The sequence below is a fragment of the Cupriavidus sp. GW822-FHT06G04 genome (assembly GCF_058799075.1).
In genome coordinates this window covers 1-24057 of the sequence record NZ_JBXALD010000008.1, presented here as the reverse complement: position 1 = coordinate 24057, position 24057 = coordinate 1, and the positions used below count along the sequence as shown (strand labels likewise).

Annotated in this window: 27 protein-coding genes; 17 read left to right on the top strand and 10 right to left on the bottom strand. The window is 64.1% G+C overall.

Annotation, left to right across the window (positions count from 1 at the left end; genetic code table 11):
- Positions 1 to 22 precede the first annotated feature (22 nt).
- The gene (locus tag AC1RKI_RS18420; RefSeq protein ID WP_061959036.1) at positions 23 to 490 is read right to left on the bottom strand and encodes a MarR family winged helix-turn-helix transcriptional regulator; all 468 of its coding nucleotides are present in this window, start codon (positions 488 to 490) and stop codon (positions 23 to 25) included.
- A gap of 202 nt (positions 491 to 692) precedes the next feature.
- Between AC1RKI_RS18420 and AC1RKI_RS18415 the strand changes: the two genes are divergently transcribed.
- Together AC1RKI_RS18415 and AC1RKI_RS18410 are read left to right on the top strand one after the other, a co-directional pair.
- Positions 693 to 1244, top strand: a complete 552-nt coding sequence (locus AC1RKI_RS18415) for a YggT family protein (RefSeq protein ID WP_061959037.1) — start codon at positions 693 to 695, stop codon at positions 1242 to 1244.
- A 202-nt stretch (positions 1245 to 1446) separates the two neighbouring features.
- Positions 1447 to 1719, top strand: coding sequence for a hypothetical protein (locus AC1RKI_RS18410; protein ID WP_061959038.1), 273 nt, complete (start codon positions 1447 to 1449; stop codon positions 1717 to 1719).
- A 100-nt stretch (positions 1720 to 1819) separates the two neighbouring features.
- Here AC1RKI_RS18410 and AC1RKI_RS18405 read toward each other — a convergent pair whose 3' ends face one another.
- A complete protein-coding gene (locus AC1RKI_RS18405) occupies positions 1820 to 2731 on the bottom strand; it encodes a LysR family transcriptional regulator (protein WP_061959039.1) in 912 nt (303 codons plus the stop codon).
- Between the two features lie 215 nt (positions 2732 to 2946).
- Between AC1RKI_RS18405 and AC1RKI_RS18400 the strand changes: the two genes are divergently transcribed.
- Positions 2947 to 3768 carry an IclR family transcriptional regulator gene (locus tag AC1RKI_RS18400; RefSeq protein WP_492796498.1) on the top strand — a complete coding sequence of 274 codons (822 nt, stop codon included), beginning with the start codon at positions 2947 to 2949 and terminating at the stop codon, positions 3766 to 3768.
- 56 nt (positions 3769 to 3824) lie between these two features.
- Here AC1RKI_RS18400 and AC1RKI_RS18395 read toward each other — a convergent pair whose 3' ends face one another.
- The 4 genes from AC1RKI_RS18395 to AC1RKI_RS18380 are packed head-to-tail and all read right to left on the bottom strand — an operon-like array spanning position 3825 to position 6385.
- Positions 3825 to 4190 carry a 2Fe-2S iron-sulfur cluster-binding protein gene (locus tag AC1RKI_RS18395; RefSeq protein WP_061959041.1) on the bottom strand — a complete coding sequence of 122 codons (366 nt, stop codon included), beginning with the start codon at positions 4188 to 4190 and terminating at the stop codon, positions 3825 to 3827.
- Positions 4187 to 4504, bottom strand: a complete 318-nt coding sequence (locus AC1RKI_RS18390) for a hypothetical protein (protein ID WP_061959042.1) — start codon at positions 4502 to 4504, stop codon at positions 4187 to 4189. Before AC1RKI_RS18390 ends, AC1RKI_RS18395 begins: the two co-directional genes overlap by 4 nt.
- 1 nt (position 4505) lies before the next feature.
- Positions 4506 to 4808, bottom strand: coding sequence for a 2Fe-2S iron-sulfur cluster-binding protein (locus tag AC1RKI_RS18385; protein ID WP_061959043.1), 303 nt, complete (start codon positions 4806 to 4808; stop codon positions 4506 to 4508).
- A gap of 38 nt (positions 4809 to 4846) precedes the next feature.
- Positions 4847 to 6385 (bottom strand): hypothetical protein, encoded by a 1539-nt coding sequence (locus AC1RKI_RS18380; protein WP_492796495.1) that lies wholly within the window; start codon positions 6383 to 6385, stop codon positions 4847 to 4849.
- Between the two features lie 277 nt (positions 6386 to 6662).
- Between AC1RKI_RS18380 and AC1RKI_RS18375 the strand changes: the two genes are divergently transcribed.
- The 7 genes from AC1RKI_RS18375 to AC1RKI_RS18345 all read left to right on the top strand — a co-directional run bounded on the left by AC1RKI_RS18375 (position 6663) and on the right by AC1RKI_RS18345 (position 12808).
- Positions 6663 to 7598 carry an ornithine cyclodeaminase family protein gene (locus tag AC1RKI_RS18375; RefSeq protein ID WP_061959044.1) on the top strand — a complete coding sequence of 312 codons (936 nt, stop codon included), beginning with the start codon at positions 6663 to 6665 and terminating at the stop codon, positions 7596 to 7598.
- Between the two features lie 145 nt (positions 7599 to 7743).
- Positions 7744 to 8463 (top strand): iron-containing redox enzyme family protein, encoded by a 720-nt coding sequence (locus tag AC1RKI_RS18370; RefSeq protein ID WP_061959045.1) that lies wholly within the window; start codon positions 7744 to 7746, stop codon positions 8461 to 8463.
- Positions 8464 to 8531: 68 nt separating this feature from the next.
- The gene (locus AC1RKI_RS18365) at positions 8532 to 9980 is read left to right on the top strand and encodes an aldehyde dehydrogenase family protein (protein WP_492796493.1); all 1449 of its coding nucleotides are present in this window, start codon (positions 8532 to 8534) and stop codon (positions 9978 to 9980) included.
- Between the two features lie 47 nt (positions 9981 to 10027).
- On the top strand, positions 10028 to 10507 hold the full coding sequence (locus tag AC1RKI_RS18360; protein ID WP_492796492.1) for a GlcG/HbpS family heme-binding protein: 480 nt from the start codon (positions 10028 to 10030) through the stop codon (positions 10505 to 10507).
- Between the two features lie 29 nt (positions 10508 to 10536).
- Entirely contained in the window at positions 10537 to 11541 is a 1005-nt protein-coding gene (locus AC1RKI_RS18355) for a 2Fe-2S iron-sulfur cluster-binding protein (RefSeq protein ID WP_251164730.1), read from the top strand.
- Between the two features lie 133 nt (positions 11542 to 11674).
- Complete coding sequence (locus AC1RKI_RS18350) at positions 11675 to 12412, top strand: GntR family transcriptional regulator (protein ID WP_061959049.1); 738 nt, start codon at positions 11675 to 11677, stop codon at positions 12410 to 12412.
- Positions 12413 to 12640: 228 nt separating this feature from the next.
- The gene (locus AC1RKI_RS18345; RefSeq protein WP_167585535.1) at positions 12641 to 12808 is read left to right on the top strand and encodes a hypothetical protein; all 168 of its coding nucleotides are present in this window, start codon (positions 12641 to 12643) and stop codon (positions 12806 to 12808) included.
- Positions 12809 to 12904: 96 nt separating this feature from the next.
- Here the strand turns inward: AC1RKI_RS18345 and AC1RKI_RS18340 are convergent, their stop codons facing one another.
- Complete coding sequence (locus AC1RKI_RS18340; protein ID WP_227460489.1) at positions 12905 to 13750, bottom strand: phytanoyl-CoA dioxygenase family protein; 846 nt, start codon at positions 13748 to 13750, stop codon at positions 12905 to 12907.
- A gap of 238 nt (positions 13751 to 13988) precedes the next feature.
- Between AC1RKI_RS18340 and AC1RKI_RS18335 the strand changes: the two genes are divergently transcribed.
- The 5 genes from AC1RKI_RS18335 to AC1RKI_RS18315 all read left to right on the top strand — a co-directional run bounded on the left by AC1RKI_RS18335 (position 13989) and on the right by AC1RKI_RS18315 (position 20125).
- Entirely contained in the window at positions 13989 to 14900 is a 912-nt protein-coding gene (locus tag AC1RKI_RS18335; protein WP_492796490.1) for an AAA family ATPase, read from the top strand.
- 34 nt (positions 14901 to 14934) lie between these two features.
- The gene (locus tag AC1RKI_RS18330; RefSeq protein ID WP_244788501.1) at positions 14935 to 15936 is read left to right on the top strand and encodes a DUF58 domain-containing protein; all 1002 of its coding nucleotides are present in this window, start codon (positions 14935 to 14937) and stop codon (positions 15934 to 15936) included.
- Positions 15933 to 17945: a transglutaminase TgpA family protein gene (locus AC1RKI_RS18325; protein ID WP_492796489.1), complete on the top strand. Its 2013-nt coding sequence runs from the start codon at positions 15933 to 15935 to the stop codon at positions 17943 to 17945. Before AC1RKI_RS18330 ends, AC1RKI_RS18325 begins: the two co-directional genes overlap by 4 nt.
- A 111-nt stretch (positions 17946 to 18056) precedes the next feature.
- Positions 18057 to 18554 (top strand): MarR family winged helix-turn-helix transcriptional regulator, encoded by a 498-nt coding sequence (locus tag AC1RKI_RS18320; RefSeq protein WP_061959054.1) that lies wholly within the window; start codon positions 18057 to 18059, stop codon positions 18552 to 18554.
- A gap of 83 nt (positions 18555 to 18637) precedes the next feature.
- Complete coding sequence (locus AC1RKI_RS18315) at positions 18638 to 20125, top strand: MFS transporter (protein ID WP_244789026.1); 1488 nt, start codon at positions 18638 to 18640, stop codon at positions 20123 to 20125.
- Between the two features lie 176 nt (positions 20126 to 20301).
- Here the strand turns inward: AC1RKI_RS18315 and AC1RKI_RS18310 are convergent, their stop codons facing one another.
- Both AC1RKI_RS18310 and AC1RKI_RS18305 read right to left on the bottom strand, forming a co-directional pair.
- A complete protein-coding gene (locus AC1RKI_RS18310) occupies positions 20302 to 20625 on the bottom strand; it encodes a hypothetical protein (protein WP_061959055.1) in 324 nt (107 codons plus the stop codon).
- Between the two features lie 242 nt (positions 20626 to 20867).
- Positions 20868 to 22328 (bottom strand): DegQ family serine endoprotease, encoded by a 1461-nt coding sequence (locus tag AC1RKI_RS18305; protein ID WP_061959056.1) that lies wholly within the window; start codon positions 22326 to 22328, stop codon positions 20868 to 20870.
- 210 nt (positions 22329 to 22538) lie between these two features.
- On the opposite strand from AC1RKI_RS18305, the gene AC1RKI_RS18300 reads away from it, so the two are divergent.
- Positions 22539 to 23012 (top strand): MarR family winged helix-turn-helix transcriptional regulator, encoded by a 474-nt coding sequence (locus tag AC1RKI_RS18300; RefSeq protein ID WP_341248103.1) that lies wholly within the window; start codon positions 22539 to 22541, stop codon positions 23010 to 23012.
- Positions 23013 to 23068: 56 nt separating this feature from the next.
- On the top strand, positions 23069 to 23491 hold the full coding sequence (locus AC1RKI_RS18295; protein ID WP_061959058.1) for an organic hydroperoxide resistance protein: 423 nt from the start codon (positions 23069 to 23071) through the stop codon (positions 23489 to 23491).
- Between the two features lie 54 nt (positions 23492 to 23545).
- Here AC1RKI_RS18295 and AC1RKI_RS18290 read toward each other — a convergent pair whose 3' ends face one another.
- Complete coding sequence (locus AC1RKI_RS18290; protein WP_227460501.1) at positions 23546 to 23866, bottom strand: GIY-YIG nuclease family protein; 321 nt, start codon at positions 23864 to 23866, stop codon at positions 23546 to 23548.
- Positions 23867 to 24057 lie beyond the last annotated feature (191 nt).

The following is a 24057-nucleotide window of genomic DNA, read 5'->3' as shown; positions in this document are numbered from 1 at the left end:
GGTCCGCCGATGACTCAGTCGCTCAGTCGCGTTCCGATTCGTCGTCGTTGAACGCGGTGATACGGGCCACGCGAAACGTGCCGCGCAGCGATTCGAGTTCCGCCCGATGCAGCGCGGCCAGCCGGTTCAGGCAACGCTCACCCTTGGCCAGCAGATGGATCTGCACCACGCGCCGATCCTCGGGGTGGGTGCGCCGTGTCACCAGTCCGGACGCCTCGCAGCGATTGACCAGCGCCACCACGCCATGTTGCTTGGCCTGCAGGCGTTCGGCCAGTTCGCCGATCGACGCCCAGTTGCGGTCGCGGCTGCCGCGGATATGCAGCATCAGCAGATACTGTTGCACGGTCACGCCCTCGGCATGCGCCGCGTCCTCCGAAAACCGCAGGAAGCGACGCAACTGATAGCGAAAATCGGACAGCGCTTCGAAATCCTGTTTGCTCAGGGCGGCGGATGCGCTGGGCGGTTTCGCGGAGGCGGGCTTGCGTGGCATAGACGGGGGGAGCATTGCAGGAAGATCGGCCGGCCATTATATGAGGCGATGTCTGCGCTTCCGGTGCGACAGGCCGCATTTGCCCCGCATTTCCTCAAAGAGACGGCAGCGCGGTATGGCAGAATCTGTGCGGTCGCCGACACCCTGTCGCCGTCTACCGCCGCTTCCGCGGCCTTAACGCCTGAAAAGGGAAATCCGCCAGATGTTCACGGAAATCATCCTGTTTTTGCTCGACACCGTCTTTACGCTTTTTGGCATGGCGCTGCTGCTGCGCCTGTGGATGCAACTGACCCGCCTGCCATCCCGCAATCCGGTTTCGCAAGGGGTTTTCCAGGTCACCGACTGGCTGGTGCGCCCGCTGCGCCGGATCATCCCGGGCATTGGCGGCATCGACTGGGCGACGGTGCTGGCGGCCTACCTGACCGCCGTGGCCTTCCTGGTTTGCCGCGCACTGGTACTCGAGGCCGACCCGATCGCGTTCCTGCCGGTGATTCTCGGCATCGCGCTACTGACGATGCTGAAGTGGGGCATCAGCATGGTCATGTGGGTCACCTTGCTGATGGCTGTGCTGTCGTGGGTGAATCCGCAATCGCCGCTGGCCGGTCCGATCTGGCATCTGACCGCGCCGCTGCTGCGGCCAATCCAGCGCGTGATGCCGCGCCTGGGCGGTTTCGACATCTCGCCGCTGATCCTGTTTGTGATCGCGCAGATTCTGCTGATGGTAATCGCCGGCCTGAGCCGCGGCGTAGTGTAAGCGATCACTGACCCCACACCGCCCACGGGTGGCGGAAATGCCCCCGTAGCACCGAGCGCCACACTAGGGTTTTCCCGTATTGTTCGAGACAATGGACAGTGTGTCGAGGATTCGCCCTTTTTCCTGGGCGTGCCGAAGCCTACATTACAGCCAACGCGGAACCAACCGCGATCTCTGCCAAAAGTAGGAAAACAGCACAACCATGAAGACCCTCGCCCTCTCTCTGCTCTGCGCCATCGGCCTGTCGGCCGGCGCCACTGCCGCCCAGGCATCGCAACCCGTTTCGGACCTCGCCCGCCTGGATGGCAGCATCGGCCGCAAGATCGACCCGTACCTCGACGGCGCGCGCAGCGTGACCGAAAAGCGTGACGTGTACTCGGAAGGCGCGCGCGGCGTGACCGAAAAGCGCGACGTCTACTCCGAAGGCGCCCGCACCGTCACCGAAAAGCGCGACATCTACAGCGAAGGCGCTTAAGTCCCTGAAGCTCTTCCAAGCGCTCGGCCGCGCTGCCCTCCAGGCGCGGCCAGTTCGATGTGGCGCTCCCCACGCCGGTCGAACGTCCAGACAGCGCAAGCTACTGCCCGAGATCGTCGAGATCCGCCCCCATCATCGATTCGATGGCTTCCATGAAGGCCCGCACCTTGCGCGGCTGGAGCCGCCGGTCGGGCAGTAGCGCAAACACCCGCAGCGGTGGCAACGGATAGTCGGGCATCACCCGCACCAGCCTGCCCTGCGCGATTTCCGATCCGGCCGACGTCATCGGCACCCGCGCGATACCCAAGCCCGCCAGTGCCGCCTGCATCCGCAATTCGGCGTTGTACGTCTGCATGCGCGGACGGATGGGTACGGCGATCCGCTGTCCATCCCTGGAAAATTCCCAGACCGATACGCCCGGCGTGGCCAGCGTGGGCAGGTTGGACAGGTCTTCCGGCTGCATTTGCGCCGGCAGGCTGGCCGCCAGCGATGGCGCCGCCACCAGGCCGCGTTCGACGTGCCAGATGCGGCGCGCGATGGTGCCGGAATCGGGCAGGTCTGCGTCGACGGTCACGAAGGCAATGTCGAATCCTTCGCGAATCGGATCGACCAGGCCCTGGGCGATTTCCACCGTGATATCGAGCGCCGGATGGGCGGCAAGCGTGCGGCAGATGACGCCGCCGAGCTGCTGGGCGCCGAACTCGTACGGGGTGGCGATTCGCAGCATGCCCTGCACGCGCTCTTCCCGCGCCAGCGTCTCCTGGCGGATCTCGCGCAGGCGGGCAAACAGCGGCGCCATGTCGCGATAGACCGCGCCGCCGGCGTCGGTCAGGCGCATGCGGCGCGTCGTTCGCTCCAGCAGCTTCGCGCCGATTGCCTCTTCCAGGCGGGCCACCGCGGCCGAAACCCGCGATTTCGGACAGTTCAGCGTCTGCGCCGCCGCCGTGAATGTCCCCTGCTCCACCACACAGCAGAAAGCCTCCCAATCATTCCACTGGATTGTCTCGTTCACAGCACTGGTTTTCCTTGTTCACACGGTTGTCGAAACCGCTTGTCGCCGGCGGGTTGCGGCGTTGTGCAAACGCACATTATGCGATAGACAGGTTGGTCCCGGCAGTCCGCAAGAAAGTTCTGCGCCCGAACAGTCGCGCGCGCCAGGATGCCGGGGACTGGCAATGCCCGCGCATTTCCTCTACCCTTTCGGCCTTTCCGAGCCCTTTCAGACCCATGGCGAACCCTGCCGACTCCGCAACGTCCCGCGCACCGCTTACCGGTTCCACCGAAAAGCCGAGCGACAGCTACGTGCAGTCGTTTGCGCGCGGGCTGTCGGTGATCCGCGCGTTCGACGCCAGCCATCCGGCGCAGACGCTTACGGAAATCGCCCAGGCCAGCGGCCTCACCCGCGCTGGCGCGCGGCGCATCCTGCTGACGCTGGTCGGGCTCGGTTACGTGCAGAACGACGGGCGGCTGTTCCGGCTGACGCCCAAGATTCTCGATCTCGGTTTTGCGTATCTGACCTCGATGCCATTCTGGAACCTGGCCGAACCGGTCATGGAGGCGCTCTCGCAATCGGTGCACGAAAGCTGTTCGATATCGGTGCTGGATGGCGCGGAGATTGTCTACGTACTGCGCGTGCCGGCGCGCAAGATCATGACGATCAATCTGTCGATCGGCAGCCGGCTGCCCGCGTATTGTTCGTCGATGGGCCGCGTGCTGCTGTCCGGACTCGACGACGCGGAGCTGGACCGCGTGCTGCGCGCGTCCGACCTGCAACGGCGCACGCGTCGTACCGTGACCGATATCGACGCGCTGAAATCGCTGATCGCCGATATCCGCACGCGCGGCTGGGCGCAGAACGATCAGGAACTGGAAGAAGGATTGGTGTCGCTGGCAGCGCCGATCCGCAATCGCGCCGGACAAGTCATCGCCGCGATCAATATCAGCGGCCAGGCCAACCGCACGAGCGCGCAGGAAATGGTCGACCAGTTCCTGCCGCCGTTACTGGAAGCGGCCGAGAAAATCTCCGCGATGGTGGGCTTGCGCACCTGAACCGGCTGCGGCGCGCATGGCTTCGCCGGTGACGATCGGCGTCGCCCCGTCGACATTCAGCGCGGCGTCGTCCGCGGCTCCCACGACACCGCGACGTCGCCCTTGATGAAGGTCTGGCACGCCATGCGATAGCCGGCACGCAGGTCGTCATCGTTCAGATGCTTGCGCTCCTTCGGCTTCACGTCGTCGGTATTTTCCAGGCCCTGTTCGATCCGGCACTTGCACGTGCCGCAGATGCCGCCGCCGCATTTGAACGGAATACCACCCTGTTCGCGCAGCGATACGCGCAGCAGATTGCTGTTGTGCGGCGCGCGTACGGTCTTGCCTTGGTTGGTCACGAAGGTGATTTCAACCGTGGGCGTCTTTGCCGGGGCTTGGGTATCGTCGATCACAGTGGCACCCGCTTCGGTGTCGGCCATCATTGTTGTTTCCTCAGGGAAAGATCCATGCTGCCAAAGTGCGCGAGCTGTTGGAGCGCGGCGTGGGCAGCGTCGAGCGTGTCGAAGCGCTCGAGAAATTTGGTGGGCACATGATTCACAACGGGGTCGGCATCGGCGTCGCCCGTTTCATCTATCACGCGCACCTTCACGGTCTTTTGCGTTTCCACCAGTTCGGCGATCACGAAGATGGCCTTGGGACGCCCGTAGAACAGGTATTCCCACGTCTCCAGCGGCTGCACACCAGCCACGGCTTCGGTGCGGAACTGGCCCGGCTTGCTGGTCAGGATCACGAACATGTCAGACCTTCAGCTCTTCCTGTTCGAGTTCGATGTCGTGCGTCAGCCAGATCTGGCACGCCAGCCGGAAACCCTGCTCCAGCCGATCACCGAGCTGCTTTTTCTCTTTCCAGTTCGGCGGCGGCAGATGCTCGGCACCGGCCAGCACGCGGCATGCGCATTTCGAGCATTTGCCCATGCCGCATTCGTAGCGCAGATTCGGATACGGAAACTGCTTGATGCCAGCGCGCACGACGAGATTGGTCTCGGGCTTGACCTCATCCACGAACACCTGTCCGTTCTTGTGGAAAACAACTTTCGGCATAGGACTATTCAGAAAAATCGCAAAAGGAAGAACCGGCGTCAGCGCCAGATCAGCATGGCGCAGATGGTGGAAACGATCAGCCCCGTCACCACCGGCAATAGCAGCGCACGTACGGCGTCTAGCACGGGCACCCGCGCGAAGCCGGCCACCGCGATCAGCGACGACCACGCGATCAGCGTGCCGCCGCCCGTCCACACCGCGCCCATCTGGCCGACGGCTGCCAGCGTGGCCGCATCGAAGCCCACCACCGGACCCAGTGCCCCGGCCAGCGTGCCGGTAAGCGGCAAGCCGGCAAACCCGGACCCGTCGATGCCGGTGATCATGCCCACCAGCAACACGCCGAACGCCACGAACACGTGGTTGTCGGGAATCATGTGCTGATACGCCTGGATCAGTTCGAACAGCAGGCTCGGCGCCTTGCCCGCATCGGCACCGAGGATCTGCGCGGCGGTTTCTCCGGCGCCGACGAAGAAGAAGCCTGCAATCGGCAGCACGGAACCCATCGCCTTGAATGCGAACACGAAGCCGTCCGTGATGTGCTCCGGGCAGACGTCGAGCATCTTGCGCGGGCCCTCGGCGGCCAGCGTGGCCAGCATCATCAGCAGCGCGGCCACGCCGCCGACCAGCGCCGCGGCGGCTCCGCCTTTCAGATCGGGCATGCCCGAGGCGATCTTCGGCAGCACCATCAACGTCACCACGCAGACAAAGGCCAGCGGCGTGACCACCGCAAAGAACTTCGACCATTTGATACGGCGCCGCGCCACCATCGCCAGGCTCTGTTCGATATTGGCCTCGGTGACCAGCGGTTCCGAATGCGACGTGCCGCGTGCAATTTCAGCCTTGTCGAACGTGCCGGTCGCCTCGACGGCGGCATCGACGCCCGTGGCGCGCGCCTGCCAACGATCGAGCAATGCGCCGCTAGCCGGCACGATGTGGCGGCGCATGGACAGGTACGCCAACGAGAGCGCAATCGCGCCGGTGATGATCGACAAGATCAACGCGCGATCCGCCACCACCGCCGCGCTGACCGCGGCGCCGGCCGCCTTGGCACTGATGCCGGGCGCCACGCCGATCACGTAATCGGACGACAACGCCATGCCCTGCCCCGCGATGGCAATCGCCATGGCGCCGGCCAGCGGCGGCAATCCGGCGGCGATCGCGGCGGGCAGCAGAATGGCCGACACCAGCGGCACGGCCGGCGTGGGCCAGAAGAACAGCGATATCACATAGGTGATGCCGGCAAGGATGAAATAGGCGCTGTGGCCGTTCTTCATCACCACGCGGAACGGCTCGACCATGCGGATATCGGATCGCAGCGACTTCAGCGCGTTGAGCAGCGCCGTCATGAACGCGATCACGAGAAAGATATTGAAGAGCTCCTTTGCGGCGACAAGGCTGGCGGAAAAGATTCCTCCCAGCGCGCTGACCGGGTTGCCCGTAATGGCCAGAATCACAAGGAACGTGCCGACGATGGACGGCACCACGACATTGGCCCGCAGGATCATGGTCGACACGATCACTGCGACACCTAGCAGATATACCCAATGTGCCAGGCCAATCTCTACGGTTTGATGCATGAGGCTCCCCTGATTCATGGAGGCCCTGGTGGGGGCGGTATAGGAATTTTGTGACGTTACTAGATTTGTATACTATATCCCGACTAGTTCTAAGAACAAGCAAAAACTGCCTGACCTAGGGAAATCACCCGCACGGTGCTGAAATCCGCTCCCAAGCACGGTTTCAGCGCATTGCGCACCAGTTCGGGAGCATCTGTCGCCTTGGGAAAACCCTCTGGTGTTTTTCTAAACTTTGTGTAGACTGTATACCGAAATAGCTAATGAGACGCCCTAGCCCATGCTTCATGTCACCGATGCAATGATCGATCGCCACGTTACGGCCGCCGACGCGCAGGCCGCGATGCTGGAAGCCTTCCGCAGCTTCGGCCGAGGCGACGCCGCCATGCAGGAGCGTATTCGCACCGAAGCGGGCGGCGTGAAGCTGTCGACGCTGGGCGCGGTCATTCCCGATCAGCACGTGGCCGGCGCCAAGGTCTACACGACCATCGCCGGTCAGTTCTCGTTTGTCATCCTGCTGTTTTCGACGGTTGACGGCCGCCCGCTGGCGTCGTTCGATGCCGGCGCGATCACCCGGTTGCGCACCGCCGCCTGCACCGTGCTGGCCGCGCAACGCCTCGCCCGCCCCGGCGCGCAAACGCTGGCGCTGTTCGGCGCCGGCACGCAGGGCGTACAGCACGCGTTGCAGCTGTGCGCCGCGCTGCCGCTGACGCGTGTACTGATCAGCGATCCGTATGCCGACGCCGGCGCGGCGCAACGGCTTGCCGACCAATGCGGCGTGCCCGTGGAGTTTTGCCAGCCCGACCACGCCGCCGCAGCGGCGGACATCATCGTGACGGCTTCGCGATCGACCACGCCGCTGTTTTCCGGCGCACTCGTCAAACCCGGCACGTTCGTGGCCGCTATCGGATCGAGCCTGCCGCATACACGCGAACTGGACGACACGCTGTTATCGCGCGCCGCGACGGTGGTGGTGGAGTGGCGCCAGCAATCGCTGCGCGAAGCCGGCGATCTGGTGTTGGCCGACAAAGCCGTGCTGCCGGACAGCAAGATCGTCGAACTTGCCGATGTGCTGCTCGACACCCGCCCGATTCGCCAGCATGCCGACGACATCGTGATCTACAAGTCGGTCGGCGTGGGACTTGAGGATGTCGCGCTGGCCGGCGCAGCATGGCAACGCATCGCCGCCGCCCAGGAGCCGTCCGCAGCCGCCTGACCGTTTTTATGCAGCAAGTGCCGCCCAGCGCGGATTTTTTATCGCCGATTCATTGTTGTAGAAAGTATACAAATCACGAAACGCCGCGAGACGCATTGCGCGCCGCGGACATCCAACCCCGAAGCGTCAAAAACAGGAGCCCCAAATGGCCGAACTGATGAACCGTGAAGATTTCCGTGCCGCCCTCGAAAACGCCATCAAAGGCAAGAGCGCCAACCAGGCGCCCTTCAGCAAGGCGTGGGCCAGCGGCACGCTGAGCCGCGACCATCTGGCGCGCTGGGCGGAAAACCACTATCACTACGTGGGCCCCTTCGCCGATTACCTGGCTTATATCTACGCCCGCACGCCCGACCACATGACGGAGGCCAAGGATTTCCTGCTAGCCAATATGTACGAGGAAGAGATCGGCGGCGATCGCCACACCGACCTGCTGATCCGCTTTGCCGAAGCGTGCGGCACCACGCGCGAGCGCGTGGTCAACCCGGACAACATGTCGCCGACCACGCGCGGCCTGCAAAGCTGGTGCTATGCCGTGGCCATGCGCGAGGACCCTGTGGTGGCCGTCGCCGGCCTGGTGGTGGGCCTGGAATCGCAGGTGCCGTCGATCTATCGCAAGCAAACCCCGACGCTGCGCGAAAAGTACGGTTTCACCGACGAAGAGGTGGAATTCTTCGACCTGCATATCGTGTCCGATGAAATCCACGGCGAACGCGGCTACCAGATCGTGCTCGAGCACGCCAATACGCCGGAGCTGCAGCAACGCTGCCTGAAGATCTGCGAAATCGGCGCGCAAATGCGGCTGCTCTATACCACCGCACTCTATTACGACTACGTCAACACCCAGCAGGAAGCCGTGGCGGCCTGAAGCGAAGCGCTCAAGCCGGATGCGCTGCGCGTCCGGCCTTTTCCGAATTCCAGAACAGGCCCCGCAAGATGACCGAGACGTACCGCAACTACATCGACGGCGAATGGTGCGATAGCGCCAGCGGCCGCACCTCCGACAACATCAACCCCGCCGATACGCGGGACATCGTCAGCCGCCACGCCGCCTCCGATGCGCACGACGCGGCCGCCGCCGTGGCCGCCGCAGCCGCCGCGTTCGACGCCTGGAAGGCGACGCCGATCGGCAAGCGCGCGAAAATCCTCAACGATGCCGCCGCGCATCTCGAAGCCAACGCCGATGCCATCGCCGCGGAGCTGACGCGCGAGGAAGGCAAGTCGCTGAACCTGGCGCGCGACGAGGTGATGCGGTCCGCGCAGACGCTGCGCTTCTATGCTGTGGAAGGGCAGACCTTCAGCGGCGAAAGCTATCCGAACGACGATCCGGACATGCTGGTCTACAGCCTGCGCGAACCGCTGGGCGTGGTCACCGTGATTTCCCCGTGGAATTTTCCGGTGTCGATTCCGGCGCGGAAGATCGCACCGGCGCTGATCACGGGCAACACCGTGGTGTTCAAGCCGTCATCGGATGCGCCGTTGTCCGGCTATCGCCTGGCCGAGGCCTTCGTGAAGGCCGGCATTCCGAAGGGCGTGCTCAACTTCATTACCGGCAGCGCGGCGGAAGTGGGTCCGACGATCGTCGAATCGCGCGCCGTGCGCGCCGTATCGTTCACGGGATCGACCGCTGCCGGCGAGCAGATCCACAAGTCCGTGCCGATGACCACGCGCACGCAGATGGAACTTGGCGGCAAGAATCCATTGATCGTGATGGAAGACGCCGACCTGGACCGCGCGGTCGACCTGGCCATCAAGGGCGGACTGTCGCTGTCGGGCCAGGCTTGCACGGGCACCAGCCGCATCCTGGTGATGCGCGACGTCAAGGCAGCATTCACCGAAAAGCTGGTGGCCAAGGTGAAGACGCTGAAGATCGGCAACGGCATGACGCCGGGCATGGATCTCGGCCCGCTGGCCACGCGCAAGCAACTGGAAACCGTGCTCGGCTACATCGCTGCCGGAAAGCAGGAAGCCACGCTGCTGTGCGGCGGACAGCAACTGACGGACGGCGAATTCGCGCACGGATATTACGTGGCGCCCGCCGTATTCACGGACGTGACGCAGACGATGCGGATCGCGCGCGAGGAAATCTTCGGGCCCGTCTTGGCGATCATCGAAGTCGACAGCTATGCCGACGCGATCGCCAAGGCCAACGACACCGAATACGGCCTGTCGGCGGCCATCGCCACACGCAATCCGCGCCATATGCACGCGTTTGCCCGCGATATCGAATCGGGCACCGTCAAGATCAATCGCACCACCACGGGAAATCTCGTTAATGCGCCGTTTGGCGGGCTCAAGCGATCCAGCACGTCGACCTTCCGCGAATCGGGCCGCGCTGGGCTGGAGTTCTACACGCAGATCAAGACCGTCTACCAGGGCGTCTAGCGCCACTCTGGCGCCACGCCAGACAAAAGCATCGCAAGGACTCTGACATGAAGAAAGCCATCAAGCTTGAATTGAAGGAAGCCCGCCACATGGTGGCGGCCGCCGTTCGCAAGGCCGAGGAAATCGGCGTGCTGGAATCGGTGTGCATTGTCGACGACGGCGGCTATCCGCTGCTGCTCGAGCGCATGGACGGCGCGCGCATTACAGGGCCGCAGATCGCATGGAACAAGGCCTTTACGGCAGCCGGCCACAAGCGGTCCACGCATCTGTTCAACACGCCGCCCAACGGCCCCGCCCTGCCCGGCAACGAGGCGTTCGGGATCCAGTGGAGCTTCGACGGCAAGTTCGCCGTATTCGTGGGCGGCTATCCGATCGTGGTCAACGGCGAGGTGATCGGCGGCGTGGGCCTGTCCGGGGGCAATGGCGAGCAGGACACCGCGTGCGGCGTCGCGGCGCTGGAAGCACTGCGCGACCTGCTGGCCGCCGAGGACCTGACCGTGCTCGCGCAGGCCGACATCAAGAAGTAAGCCGCCATGGATCGCGCCAAGGAGATGTCATGTCCCATCGCGTAGAAATCGCGGAAACGCAGCAGGTGTTCACCGTCGCGCCCGGCGAATCGGTGCTCGACGCCGCGCTGCGCAGCGGCGTCAGCCTGGCCCACGAATGCACGTTCGGCGGCTGTGGCACCTGTCGCATGCGCGTGCTGGAAGGGTCGGTCTCGTACGAGGAATTTCCGATGGGGCTGAGCGAGGCGGAAAGCGCCGAAGGATTCGCGCTGGCCTGCCAGGCGCGGCCCAATAGCGATCTCTTGATCAGCACGGAGCGCGGCGCGGACGGGCTGGCGCCGGCGCGGCGCACCACGGCGACGGTCCAGTCGGTGGCGCCGCTCGGCCCGGAGGTGTTGCACCTGCGTCTGGCGCTGCCCGATCAGGAACCGTTCCAGTTCGCACCTGGCCAGTACCTGAAAGTGCTGCTCGACGACGGCAGCCACCGCAGCTTTTCGATGGCATCGGCGCCGGGCAGCAGCGTGGTCGACTTTCATGTGCGCCAGATCGAAAACGGACGCTTCACGTCGCATCAGCTTCCGCAACTGCGCGCCGGCGACACGCTTGAAGTGGAACTGCCGCATGGCAACTTCAGCCTGCGCAAGGAAGACTACCGGCCGCTGCTGATGGTGGCCACCGGCACAGGCCTGGCGCCTATCAAGAGCATGCTCGAATCGCTGATGGACGATCCGGACTGCCCGCCCGTGTGGCTCTACTGGGGCATGCGCAGCGCGGCCGACCTGTATCTGCACGACGAGATCGCGGGCTGGGCCGAGCGCCTTTACGACTTCCAGTACGTGCCCGTGCTGTCGCGCGCCGACGATAGCTGGCAAGGCCGGCGCGGCTACGTGCACGAGGCCGTCGCCGCGGATCTGGGCGATTTGTCGGAACACGCGATCTATCTTTGCGGATCGCCCAACATGATCCGCGACGCCAAAGAGACCTTCATGGTGCTGGGTGCACAGGCGCCGTTTATCTACGCCGACGGGTTCACGTTCCAGCACACGGCCGGTTGAGTGGGTGCGCGTGGATACGCGTGGATGTCTGCCAAATGTCTTCGATACGGAGGTGACGGTATACAATAGCGGCATTCACGCCGTGGCCAACCGACCGCGGCGCTTCACAGAATCCCGACGGCCGATCCCGACCATGAACGACGCCACCGCCAGTGCCACCAAGCTGAATCCGGACACCCCGGCTGCTAGCCTGGGCGCCCAGCATTCCCCTCTTTTCGCGCTGGTGACCGACACCTTGCGGCAACGCATCCTCGCCGGCCACTATGAACAAGGCGAGCGGTTGGTGGAAAACACGCTGTCGCTGGAACTTGGCGTCTCCCGCATTCCCGTGCGCGAAGCGCTGCGCGCGCTGTCGGCCGAAGGACTGGTGCGTATCGAACCGCGCCGCGGCGCATCGGTGGCGCGGCTGTCGCCCAATATCGCGCGCGAGATGGTGGAAGTACGCGCCACGCTGGAAGGATTGAACGCCAAGCTGGCCGCGCAGCGTCGCGATCCGGCGCTGATCCAGGAACTCGAGAAGGTACTAAAGGAAGGCAACGAAGCGGTCGACAGCGGCCAGACCGAGCGCTTTGTCGAGCTCAACTCCCGCTTTCACGAAGTGCTGGGCAATATCGCCGCGAACAGCGTGCTGCAGGACATGATGCGATCGCTGCGCGAGCGCACGGCGCTGCTGTTTGCGCCAGCCAATCTGAATCGCGCCCGCATCAATTGGGACGAGCACGCGCAGATTCTGCAGGCCGTGATCGCCGGCGATGCCGATCTGGCCGCGCTACTGGCCACGCGCCATGTCTTCAGCGCGGCCAAGGCGGTCGAATCGATGCAGGGCAATAGCGGCGAAACCACCGCGCCGACGGCCGGCAGCCACGGCTGATTGCTCGCGCGGGCGGCGAAGCGGCCTGATCCGCGCTGCTGCCGGCAGCTCATGCCGGGCGTGCATGCCGGCCGTTCTGCATGCCGTCCTGCATGCCCCCCAGGCGTGCCGCGGATGCAGTCCGCACCCTTTCTGGTCACACAAATCCCCGTTGCGCACCGTGAAATGGCGCAGTGCACCATCGCGGTGTATACTGTAGGCGTTTGTTGACCACAATAGGGAATGACCATGAACTACCCGGAGGCTTCGTATTTCGACCGTCCGGTGGGCGAGCAGCTTCTGAGCCACTTCGCACGCCGTGACGCAGTCCGCCACGCCACGCCGCTGCTGCCCTTCCGTTTTGCCGATCTGTTTGCGCTGTTCCGCAGCGCGACTGCGCGACGCAACGCGGCCTGAGCCGCCCGCTCGCAGGCCCCAGCAAAAAGCCGCCTTCATCGAGGCGGCTTTTGTCTTGTGGCGGGGCTGATCGGCGCGACGGCCGATTCGATTCGGCTACAGCAAGGCGGGCGGCATCTCCACACTGCCGAATTCCGCCGAGCGCGTACCACTGAGCGGCCGGTTGCTGGCGCCAAAATACGCGAATGCCACCGACAGCTTCACGGCGTCCGAATCGTTCCGGCCCGCGGCGTGGAACAGCCGGCTGTCGAACATCAGCACATCGCCCCGGTGCAACGCCAGCGGCATGGCGCCCTTGAGCAGCGCCTGGCTGGCGGGATGTGCTTCCACCAGGAATTCGGCTGGATCGAGCTGCGCCGGATCGAGCCGGGCGCGGTGCGAGCCCGGGATCACGCGCAGCACGCCGTTGCGCTCGTCTTCGTCGCCCAGCGCCAGCCAGACCGTGACCAGATCCGGCTTGACGAAGGACCAGTACCGGGTGTCGCGGTGCCAGCCTGTCTGGCTGCCGTAGTGCGGATGCTTGGTCATCACGCAGTTGTGGTGCGCCAGCGTCAGGCGCACCGGCTCGCCAAGCAGCGCCTCGACCGTGGCCACCACCTGCGGGTGGCTGGCCCAGCGCCGAAATACCTCGTCGCGGCCATAGGCCTGCCGCAGCCGCCGCACCGTGCTGCCGCCCGCCGCCTGCCGCGTGGCCGGCGCGCCGGGATAACCGAGATCGGCTTCGAATTCCACCGGCGGCACCGCCCCCGCGAGGTGCTGGCGCGTGACCGCTTCCAGCGCGGCGCAGGTGGCCTCGTCCGCAAAGTTGCGCAACACGATATAGCCACCGCCATGGAATTCCCGCGCCAGGCTGGCCAGCCCGGCCTGGTCGGCGAGCGGGGCAGATGAATCGAAATCGAGGGAACGGGACGCGCCGGGGGTGCGCTGTTGCGAAGCAGTCATTGCAGCGAATGAGACGATTCGGAAAATGGCAAAGGCGCCAACAGGCCGATGATGCCAGAACCCGCGAGATCCGGCGCGGCCTGGCGGGTGAATGGGCGGGTTTTCCGCGCGCGCAAGCGATCTGTCAGGGGCGGCAAGCGTGCGCAAACCCACTGTCCGGCGCCCGCTTTGCGCCGCTACAATGGCCGGACCCTGCCGCATGTAACGCCGCAGCCAACCTCCAACGGATGCCGCCACCGTGACTGCCCGTCCCAAAATTGTCGCTTCGCTGGCCGAAGCCCAGAATCAGCTCGGACGCATCGTCCTGGGCAAGCCACGACAGGTGCGGCTGGCGCTGGCGTGCATGCTGGCCGGCGGCCATCTGCTGCTCGAGGATGTGCCCGGTGTTGGCAAGACAACGCTTGCCCATGCGCTGGCGCAGACGCTGGGCCTTCAGTATCAGCGCGTGCAGTTCACGAGCGATCTGCTGCCGGCCGATCTGGTCGGCGTATCGATTTTCATGCGCGATGCCGGGGAATTCCGCTTCCATCGCGGCCCCGTCTTCGCGCAGCTGGTGCTGGCCGACGAGATCAACCGCGCGCCGCCGAAGACGCAAAGCGCCTTGCTCGAGGCCATGGCCGAACGCCAGGTCACGCACGACGGCGTCACGCATGCGTTGCCCGCGCCGTTCTTCGTTATCGCCACACAGAATCCGCTGGAGCAAATCGGCACACACGCCCTGCCGGAATCCCAGTTGGACCGCTTCACCATGCGGATCTCGCTCGGCTATCCCGAAGGCGCGTTCGAGCGCGTGTTGTACCTGGGCGGCGCGTCCACTCAGGAAGCCACTGCCGTGATGGACGCCGAACAAGTGCAGGCGCTCCAGGCCGCGGCGGCCCGCGTCTACACCAGCCCGGCACTGGTGGACTACGTGCTGGCGCTGGTGCAGGCCACGCGCGCCGACGCGGCGTTTCCGGCCGGGCTGTCGCCGCGCGCCGGGCTGGCGTTGCTGGCGTGCGCGCGTGCGTGGGCCTTGCTCGATCAGCGCGAAATGGTCGTCCCGGAAGACGTCCAGGCCGTGTTCGAACCTGTTGCGGCGCACCGGCTTCTGCCGTCGGGTCACGGCGCCGCCGCGATCGACCGTTTGCTGTCTGGCGTTGCCATCCCTTGACGCGCGGTCACTGCGTCCACGTCCCGACCCAGCCATGCGGAACGCCACTCCGATACCCGGCTCGCGCGGCGCGCCATCGGCCTTGACGCCGCGGCCGCGTCGTCCACGCCGGCCGGTCAATGGCGTGGTGACGCTGGATCGCCGACATCTGTATATCCTTCCCACGCGCGGCGGCCTTGGCTTTTTCGTGCTGTTGCTGGCGATGCTGACGACATCGCTCAACTACAACATCAGCCTGGGCTTTGCGCTGACATTCCTGTTGGCCGGCATCGGCATGGCGTGCATGTGGATGGCCTATCGGAACCTGCTTGACCTCGAGCTATCGGCCGGCGCCTTATCATCAACGTTTGCAGGCAACCCGGCCACCTTTGCCTTGCGCGCGACCAACCGCGACGACGGCGCGCGGATCGGCGTGGAAGCGCGCACAGCCTCCACCGCACCGCATGAGCCGGCCTCGCTGACGCTGGACAGCCAAGGCGCCGGCGACCTGACCATCCACCTTCCCGCACCGCGGCGAGGAAGGCTCGCGTTGCCGCGCGTGACGATCTCGAGCCGCTTTCCCTTCGGCCTGTTCCACGTCTGGAGCTACGCCGATTTTCCGCTCGCCACCCTGGTCTATCCGTCACCAGAAGCCAATGCGCCGCCGTTGCCCGTGGCGCCGCACGCCGACGAAGGCGACCAGGGCACCGACAGCGCCACGTCAGACGACGGCGTGGATCAACTGCGCAGATACCGACCGGGCGATCCGCTGCACCGCATCGCCTGGAAACACAGCGCGCGCACCGGACGCTGGCTCAGCCGGACGGGCCACAGCCAGCGTCAGCCCGAATGCTGGATCGACTGGAACGCACTGCCGCTGTCGATGGAAACCGAGGCGCGATTATCGCGACTTTGCGCGTGGGTCCTGGCGGCCGGAGACACGATGGACGTCGGCTTGCGATTACCGGGCGTGGAAGTCGCGCCCGCGCGCGGCGCTGCCCATCGCAGGGCGTGCCTGGAGGCGCTTGCCGTCTGGCCGGAGCGCCGCGCGCCATGAAGACCACCGCGATGTCGGCCCGGCCCCTGGGACACCAGGAGCACGGCATGCTGATCGGCCAGTTGGCGTTAGTCCTGGCGCCGCAGACCCGCACCTTGCCGGTGTCGGTCAGCCTGTTACTGATCTTGCTGTTGGGCTGGCGATGGCTGCTATGGCGACAGCACGCGCCGCTTCCGTCGAAACCGATGGTCGGCTTGACGGCCGTACTGGTGCTGGTGATTGCGGCGGCGCTGATCTGGCAGTCTGGCGGCAGTCTCGGGCGGGAACTGTGCGTGGCGCTGCTGGCGGCGTTTGTCATCCTGAAACTGATGGAAACGCGCGCATTGACGGACGCCACGCTGGTGACGCAATTGTCGTTCTATTTGCTGCTCACGCTTTATCTGGCCGACCAGCCATTCTGGCTGGCCATCTACAGCATGGTGATTGGCGCATGGATCTTGCGAAACTGGCTGCTGTTCCATCATCCGGAAGCACGGGGCCGCCTTGCGATCTGGCCGTTGCTGGGTCGCATGGCGCTGTTCGGGCTGCCGTGGGCGTTGCTCCTGTTCGTGCTGTTTCCGCGGCTGGACCACCCGCTCTGGCGCCTGCCACAAGCGGAGCCCACCGGCAGGACCGGCATCACCGACACGCTGAAGCCGGGCAGTGTGGGCGATCTGATTCGCTCGCCGGAAGTCGCGTTTCGCGCCGACATCATCGGCGCGCCGCTGCCGGCCAGCTCGCTGTATTGGCGTGCGCTGGTGCTGTGGGACTACGATGGCCAGGCTTGGCGCCCCGCGACACCGCAGCCGATGCCGCTGGCGGAGGCCCTGCGCGATGATGTCGCCGACGACGCGCCCAGCGCGACGGCAAAGGCGGGGCTGCGCGAGTACAACGTCACGCTGGAGCCCACCCAAAAGACGTGGCTCTATCTGCTGGACCGCGGTACGGCGGTGTCCGGCAGCTTGTCCGCGCAGGTTTCAGCCGACGGCGAGTTCTTCGCGCGCACGCCCGTGGATCGCCCACTGCGATATCGCGCGCAATCCTCGCTGTCCGGCGCGCCGCAGCCTCTGACACGCAGAACGCTGCAGTTGTCGCTCACCTTGCCGGAAGGCAATCCGCGCAGCCGGGAACTGGCCGCGCAGTGGGCGTCGCAATACCCGGATCCCTGGCAACGCGTGCAGGCGGCCATGCGGCTTTTCGCTGCCGCGCCGTTTGCATACACGCTGTCGCCGCCGCCGCTGGGCAAGCAGCAGGTCGACAGCTTTCTGTTCGATACGCGCCGTGGCTTTTGCGAGCACTATGCCAGCAGCTTCGTCTTTCTGATGCGGGCGGCCGGGGTGCCCGCCCGCGTGGTGGTGGGCTATCAGGGCGGCGAGTTCAATCCGGTCGGCAGGCACTACGTGATTCGTCAGTCGGATGCGCATGCGTGGTCGGAAGTCTGGATCGATGGGCGCGGCTGGGTGCGCGTCGATCCGACCAGCGCGGTAGCGCCGAGCCGGGTCGAGGAGGGCGTGGACGCCGCGCTGGCCGGGGAAGATTTGTCGGCCCTACGTGAACTGCGCGCCCCCGGATGGCTGCGCGATCTTCGCTGGGGATTCGACGGGTTGGCCTACAAGTGGCAGCGTTGGGTGCTTGAGTACGACCGCGGCCAGCAGACCCGGTTACTAGATCAGATCGGCTTCGGCAATCAGTTGCCGAGCGTGCTGGCAGCGGGACTCAGCGTGCTCGGGCTGCTGGCGCTGGCACCGATGTGGCTGCGCCGGCGTCATGTCGATCCGGTTCAGGCCCTTTACGACCGCTTTTGTGCGCTGCTCGCACGGCACGGCTGCGTGCGGATGGCTTCGGAAGGACCGCGGGATTTTGGGGCGCGTGCCGCGCAGGCGTTGCCGCGTGCCGCCGCTGCGGTGCGGCTGTTCACCGACTGCTACGTCGCCTCGCGCTATGGTGCGCCGGGCTCGCTGGCCGAAGGCGTGATCGTGCGCGATCTGCGCGCTGCGTTGCGCGACCTCTCCGCGAGTCTGCGTCGCTGAGCGGCATGCCGGAATATCCGGCCAGACGATCAGTTTGTTCTTGTCGCCGACCTTGCTTTTACCCGCGGCCACTCATATAGTTTCATTCGAAATTATCCCGAATGAAACTATATGTCGTTCGAACGACGCATTGACCGGTTTTGTGCCGAACATCCCGAAGCACCGCGCGATTTGATCCTGGCTTCGCGCCTTCTGTTGCGGACCGCGCGACTGCTGCGTCACCATATCGAGCGCGCGCTTGCGCCATACGACCTCGATCTGAACCAATACCTGGTGATCAGTCTGCTGGCAATCGACGCCAGCGAGCCGACGATGCCTTCGGAGCTTGGCATGACCATCGACGCCACGCGGACGCAGATGACCCGGCTGATCGATGGACTGGAGGCGCGCGGACTGGTCCGGCGCAAGACGTCGGAGCACGATCGCCGCAGTCTTGAGCTGACGCTGTCCCCTGCCGCACGCGCGTTGCTGGAAAAGGTCGCGCCTGTCGTGCACGCCGCATACGCCGAGGCATGGGCGCCCATCGGCAAAAGCGGGCTGGCCGTGGCCACGCGCGACCTGTCGCGGCTGCATCAGCATCTGGTCTCGCTCGAGGCAATCAAGCCGTGATCGGGCACGCTAGCCGCCGGCGCTGGCGGGCCAGCCTGCGTTGGCTGCGGCTGCTGAGCCGGCAGCAACGCCAGACGCTGGTCATGATGCTGCTGGGCCTGACCACCGGCGTCGAATTCCTGGAAAACATCATGTTCGTCTTTGCGTCGAGCCACATCGTGGGCGGCATCGACGCGGATCCGCGCAGTTTTGCGCTCGTGCAGGCCGCCTATGCGGTGGGCAGCATGATGATGATCCTCAAGCAGCAATGGCTGGCGCAGCGGTTTGGCTATCGCCGCTATCTGACCGGGGCACTTCTGCTTTTCATGGCGGGCACGCTGGTAGCCGCGACCAGCACCGGGCTACCGCAGATGGTGACCGCGCGCTTCATGCAGGGCGTCGGCGGCGGCGCGTTGTTTACAAGCTGCCGGATTCTGGTGAACTTGATGTTTGCGCCGGCAGACCGGCCGCGCGCGTCGCGCATCTTCATGTTGGGGATTTTCGGCGCATCGGCCCTTGCGCCGGCGCTGGCCGCGGAACTGGTCGACCATGGAGTCTGGCAAGACGTGTTCTACGGCGTGCTGCCATTTGCCGCGCTCGCAACGCTGGGCGCGTGGGTACTTCTGCCCGATGCCGAGCCCCGCGATGACATGGAAGGACCGGCACTTGGTCCGCTCCTGCTGTTCGGCGTTGCGATCGTGGCCCTACAGGCATCGATGACCGAAGCGCGCTTCGACATCTTTTCACATCCGCTGCGCGTCGCCATCGTCGCGGCTGTCGCGCTGTCACTGCTTGGCGCATTCATCTGGCATCAATGGCATCACAGCTCGCCGGTACTTCACTTGCGGGCGCTGCGACAGCCCGTGTACATGACCGGACTGGCGATGTACTTCGTCTATTACATGATCAGCAATCTCAGCAGCTATGTGTTTCCGATCTATGCGGAACAGGCGCTGCGCTTTCCGCTGGCTACGACGGGATGGCTCAATACGCTGGCCGCCGGCATCAGTCTGGTCGGCATCTGGATCTACCTGCAGATTGCCCGCAAGCTCACGCACAAGAAGCCGATCATGGTTGCTGGCCTGCTCCTCATGGCGGCGGCCATGACGTGGTTTTCGTTCATGCCGCCCGACGTCGGTCCCTCGGCTTTAGTCTTGGGATTGTTTGGCAAGGGACTGTTCGGCGTGATGGTGATCATCCCAATCGCCGGCCTGACATTCCGCTCGCTCGCGGGCGATGACTTTGCGCATGGCTATCGCAGCAAGAATCTGGTTCGACAGATCGCAAGCTCGTTTGCGTCGGCCCTGGGTGCCGTGCTGCTGCAAAACCGGCAGTTCGCGGTGCATACGAGCCTGGTGCATGCAATGGGCCAGCGCCCGGCGGAAACGGAACAATGGATGCATGCCGCCCAGACGGCCTTGATGGCGCGCGGCTTCGATCCCGGTCAGGCCCATGCCGGCGCATTGGCGCAATTGTCGGCCATCGTCGATCAGCAGGCGCGGCTGATCGCCTGTGAAGATCTGTATCGATTGATTGCCGCGCTTGCCGTAGTGGCTGCGGTCTTCATGCTGGCACAACGCCGGCTGGATTAGCCCAGGTGTTTGCAACGCCAGGCAGTGCTGCACAGGCTGCGTCCGCAGGCATCGACGCTGGGACAAATCCCGGCTGTCGGGACGATGGGGACGCTATACGCTATGACGGCGCGTCGCCGCCACGGATGGGCTGCTGATGCCCGCAAATGTTGTTCGCGGTTCAGCGGATCGGCTGCTCAGAACAGCGACAGTTGGCGCATTCCGAAACCAACGGTCTCTTCTACGCGCGCGCGCGCATGCGCAAGCGAACCTTCGGCGCCTGAATAATTGCCGGCAGCCCAGCGATACACGACGGGCCATTCGCCGCGATCGGACAAGCGAACTTCGCCGAGCTTGTCGCCGCGTTCACTGCGGTAATAGTGGGAACGATAGCCGCGCTCCCAGTGGGGCGGGGCTTCCTTCTTGCGCCGACGCGGTGTCGGCTTGGCGGTGGCTGACGTCAACCGCCGTGCCAGGTCGGTACCCGGCGAGATAGGGGCGCGGGTGAAATCCAACTGCATAGACTTCCTTCTTCTGTCGATTTAGCAGAACCAGAAACGGAGACGCGCGTCTCCGCAAGTTTCATGCATCGCAGTCGAGATCATACCCGTTCAAACGCGTCTTTGGTGCGTTTTGTCACCCCGGAATCGGCCTCTGGCTTGGGTTTGCGGGCGTCTACGTCCCCACGTATACGCCCATGTATACCTGCCGTATACGCGCCGCATGACGCGTAAACCGCTTCGGTAAAAATCTGCGACAAGGCTTAGCCGAGGTCCAGCGGAATGAAGATTCGCGCATCATCGCGCTGCACCAGCAAAGCGACCTGCTTGCCCGACTTCGACACAAGCGCACGCAGTTGTTCGGCCGAGGAAATCGGCGTGCCGTTGAGCGACAGGATGACATCGCCCGGCTGAATGCCAACGCGCGCGGCCGGACCGGCAACGTCTTCGACGACGAGCCCGCCATCGATGCCGCTGTCACGCTTTTCGGCCGGCGTAAGCGGGCGCACCGCAAGTCCGAGACGACCGCCAGTTTCGCCACCATTCTTGCCTTGCGCGACCGCGTCTTCCTTCACTGCGCCGACCTTGACGGCCAGCGTCATCGGCTCGCCTTTGCGGATGACCTTGAGCTTGATCTCCGTTCCGGGCCGGATGTCGGCGACGTGCTCCGGCAGATCGCCGGAATGATCGATCACGTCGTCGCCGAGCTGCACGATCACGTCGCCAGGCTTCAGACCGGCCTTGGCTGCAGGACTGTCGTTCTCCACGGAATTCACCAACGCGCCCGCCGGGCGTGGCAGGTTGAACGACTGCGCCAGCGCCTGGTTGACTTCCTGCACCGAAATGCCAAGACGCCCGCGCGTGACCTTGCCGTGGGCCACCAGTTGCTGCTGCACCTTGGTCGCAACATTGATTGGGATGGCAAACGACAGGCCCTGATAGCCGCCCGTCTGGCTGTAGATCTGCGAATTGATGCCGATTACTTCGCCGCGTTGGTTGAACAGCGGGCCGCCCGAGTTGCCGGGGTTCACCGCGACGTCAGTCTGGATGAAGGGCACGTATGTGTCATCGGGCAGAGAGCGCGATTTGGCGCTGACGATGCCGGCCGTCACTGTGTTTTCGAATCCATAGGGCGAGCCGATGGCCAGCACCGGTTCACCGACGCGAGTCTTTGACGGATCGCCGAGACGTACCGTGGGCAGGTCCTTTGCATCGATGCGAATCACCGCGATATCTGTCTGCGGATCGCTGCCCAGGACCTTTGCCTTGAACTCGCGGCGATCGGTGAGCTTTACCGTGACTTCCGTGGCGTTATCTACGACGTGGGCATTGGTGAGAATCAGACCGTCCGGGCTGACGATAAAACCGGAGCCCAATCCGCGCACCAATTGCGGCTGCGCATTCTGCGGGCCCTGGAATTGCGGACCAAAACGCTTAAAGAACTGGAACAGCGGATCGTCCGGATCCATGCCCTGAGGCATTTGCGCGGACGTATGTTGTGCGCGGGCGGTAACGCTGATGTTGACGACCGCCGGCCCGAACTGATCGACAATGCCGGAGAAATCGGTGGGCGTAGCGACGGCAACCGGCGCGCTCGCGGTGACTGGCGTTGGCGCGGCGTAGCCCGGGGTAATGGCATCCTTCTGCAAATAGGCGTAGCCGCCGGCAAGCGCGGCAAGGGCTGCAACACCGACAGCGGAGCGGGCAAGAGTCTGGCGAATCATGATGCGTTCCTTTCTGGAGGATGGGTAACGCCGATGCGGTATGGCGTGACAGAGCCATAGTAGGGACGCACACTTAAACCAGACTTAAGGAGCGCCTGGATTCGCCGGGCGGCAGCTCCGACTTTGATCCAGTACACATGGGGCCTATGCTCTATGAGCCCGATTGGAAAAATATCTTGCACACAATTTAATTGTGTATAAGATAGCTACATGACGACGACATCGACAAGTGCCCCGCAGACGGACGATTGGCTCCAGTTAGATCGGCAGTTGTGCTTTGCCATGTATTCGACTTCGTTGGCCATGACGAAGATCTACAAGCCACTGCTGGGTAAGCTTGGACTTACTTATCCGCAATATCTGGTGATGCTGGTCCTTTGGGAACAGAGTGGAATCACGATTTCGGATTTGGGCACCAGGTTAAAGCTGGATTCAGGCACCTTGACGCCGCTTCTGAAAAGGCTCGAAGCAGCTGGCTTTGTGAATCGTCAGCGCGATGTAGAAGACGAGCGCCGCGTTCTGGTCCATCTGACGGTTGCCGGCCGGAAACTGCGCGAGCAGGCGAGTGACATTCCGGAAAAGTTGTTGTGCGCGACGCAGTGCTCGATCGACGAGATTCAGCAATTGACGTCACGCCTGCATGCCTTGCGGGCCGCGCTGGAAGATGCGCGCTCCGAAGATTAATCGCCGATATCGGCATGTTTATTCGCAGCCCTTCTGGGCAAACTAGGAGAGTACAAATGAAACTGGAAAAAGTCCTTTATACCGCCCACGCATCAGCCACTGGTGGTCGCGACGGTCGTGCCGTGACGTCCGACGGGCAACTCGACGTCAAGTTGGCGGTACCCAAGGAAATGGGCGGCGCAGGCAATGGCCTGAACCCCGAGCAGCTTTTTGCCGCCGGATATTCGGCTTGCTTCCTGGGCGCAATCCGTTTTGTCGCCGGCCAGCAAAAAATTACCGTATCGCCGGATGCCAAGATCGAAGGTGCGGTCGGCATCGGCCAGATTCCCCAGGGCTTTGGTATCCAGGTCGAACTCAAGATCTCGCTGCCGGGGATGGAAAAGGATGCGGCCCAGAAGCTGGTGGAAGCTGCACATCAGGTCTGCCCGTACTCGAACGCGACGCGCGGGAATATCGACGTCAATTTGGTCGTCGTGTAATTGCCCTGCCGCAGGTAGACGCAAAAACGCCGGCAATTAGCCGGCGTTCTCATTTTATTCGCACCGTTGCTGCATCTCCGGCATGCCGGCACATAATGCCCGCTTTTGCGCGGGAGACATGCTCTTGGTTCGTATCTCGGCCTTCAAGGCCTCTGATTTATTGGGAAACTGCACCCAGCCCAGCAACCGCAAGGGCTTGCGGGCGCGGGTATATTTCGCGCCTGTCCCGGCCAGATGCTGGGCGTAGCGGCGCTGGATGTCCGTGGTAATGCCGGTGTAGATCGAATTACCTTCGCATTCGATCAAGTACAGAAACCAGGGAGTCTCTTCCTGCGGCGGGAGATCATTTTCGACGGTCATGGCGTTGCCGATCATACCGTGAAAGCGACTACAGGATTGGTAGCGGCTGACCAGAATGGCCCGTTTGGAATGGTGAGTTGTCGAGGTCCTGGCGGCGGCTTCGGAGCACTCCGACTCCGAGATCGGATAGGCGCTATAAACCGCTCGCTCAAAAGCAAAACCCCCAAGCTTTTAGGGCTTGGGGGTTTTGGGGATAAGAGCCTGGC

Coding starts and splice junctions, on each gene's coding strand:
- AC1RKI_RS18420 (WP_061959036.1), bottom strand. CDS start 490: ATGCCACGCAAGCCCGCCTCCGCGAAACCGCCCAGCGCATCCGCCGCC.
- AC1RKI_RS18415 (WP_061959037.1), top strand. CDS start 693: ATGTTCACGGAAATCATCCTGTTTTTGCTCGACACCGTCTTTACGCTT.
- AC1RKI_RS18410 (WP_061959038.1), top strand. CDS start 1,447: ATGAAGACCCTCGCCCTCTCTCTGCTCTGCGCCATCGGCCTGTCGGCC.
- AC1RKI_RS18400 (WP_492796498.1), top strand. CDS start 2,947: ATGGCGAACCCTGCCGACTCCGCAACGTCCCGCGCACCGCTTACCGGT.
- AC1RKI_RS18395 (WP_061959041.1), bottom strand. CDS start 4,190: ATGATGGCCGACACCGAAGCGGGTGCCACTGTGATCGACGATACCCAA.
- AC1RKI_RS18390 (WP_061959042.1), bottom strand. CDS start 4,504: ATGTTCGTGATCCTGACCAGCAAGCCGGGCCAGTTCCGCACCGAAGCC.
- AC1RKI_RS18385 (WP_061959043.1), bottom strand. CDS start 4,808: ATGCCGAAAGTTGTTTTCCACAAGAACGGACAGGTGTTCGTGGATGAG.
- AC1RKI_RS18380 (WP_492796495.1), bottom strand. CDS start 6,385: ATGCATCAAACCGTAGAGATTGGCCTGGCACATTGGGTATATCTGCTA.
- AC1RKI_RS18375 (WP_061959044.1), top strand. CDS start 6,663: ATGCTTCATGTCACCGATGCAATGATCGATCGCCACGTTACGGCCGCC.
- AC1RKI_RS18370 (WP_061959045.1), top strand. CDS start 7,744: ATGGCCGAACTGATGAACCGTGAAGATTTCCGTGCCGCCCTCGAAAAC.
- AC1RKI_RS18365 (WP_492796493.1), top strand. CDS start 8,532: ATGACCGAGACGTACCGCAACTACATCGACGGCGAATGGTGCGATAGC.
- AC1RKI_RS18360 (WP_492796492.1), top strand. CDS start 10,028: ATGAAGAAAGCCATCAAGCTTGAATTGAAGGAAGCCCGCCACATGGTG.
- AC1RKI_RS18355 (WP_251164730.1), top strand. CDS start 10,537: ATGTCCCATCGCGTAGAAATCGCGGAAACGCAGCAGGTGTTCACCGTC.
- AC1RKI_RS18350 (WP_061959049.1), top strand. CDS start 11,675: ATGAACGACGCCACCGCCAGTGCCACCAAGCTGAATCCGGACACCCCG.
- AC1RKI_RS18345 (WP_167585535.1), top strand. CDS start 12,641: ATGAACTACCCGGAGGCTTCGTATTTCGACCGTCCGGTGGGCGAGCAG.
- AC1RKI_RS18340 (WP_227460489.1), bottom strand. CDS start 13,750: ATGACTGCTTCGCAACAGCGCACCCCCGGCGCGTCCCGTTCCCTCGAT.
- AC1RKI_RS18330 (WP_244788501.1), top strand. CDS start 14,935: ATGCGGAACGCCACTCCGATACCCGGCTCGCGCGGCGCGCCATCGGCC.
- AC1RKI_RS18325 (WP_492796489.1), top strand. CDS start 15,933: ATGAAGACCACCGCGATGTCGGCCCGGCCCCTGGGACACCAGGAGCAC.
- AC1RKI_RS18320 (WP_061959054.1), top strand. CDS start 18,057: ATGTCGTTCGAACGACGCATTGACCGGTTTTGTGCCGAACATCCCGAA.
- AC1RKI_RS18315 (WP_244789026.1), top strand. CDS start 18,638: ATGATGCTGCTGGGCCTGACCACCGGCGTCGAATTCCTGGAAAACATC.
- AC1RKI_RS18310 (WP_061959055.1), bottom strand. CDS start 20,625: ATGCAGTTGGATTTCACCCGCGCCCCTATCTCGCCGGGTACCGACCTG.
- AC1RKI_RS18305 (WP_061959056.1), bottom strand. CDS start 22,328: ATGATTCGCCAGACTCTTGCCCGCTCCGCTGTCGGTGTTGCAGCCCTT.
- AC1RKI_RS18300 (WP_341248103.1), top strand. CDS start 22,539: ATGACGACGACATCGACAAGTGCCCCGCAGACGGACGATTGGCTCCAG.
- AC1RKI_RS18295 (WP_061959058.1), top strand. CDS start 23,069: ATGAAACTGGAAAAAGTCCTTTATACCGCCCACGCATCAGCCACTGGT.
- AC1RKI_RS18290 (WP_227460501.1), bottom strand. CDS start 23,866: ATGATCGGCAACGCCATGACCGTCGAAAATGATCTCCCGCCGCAGGAA.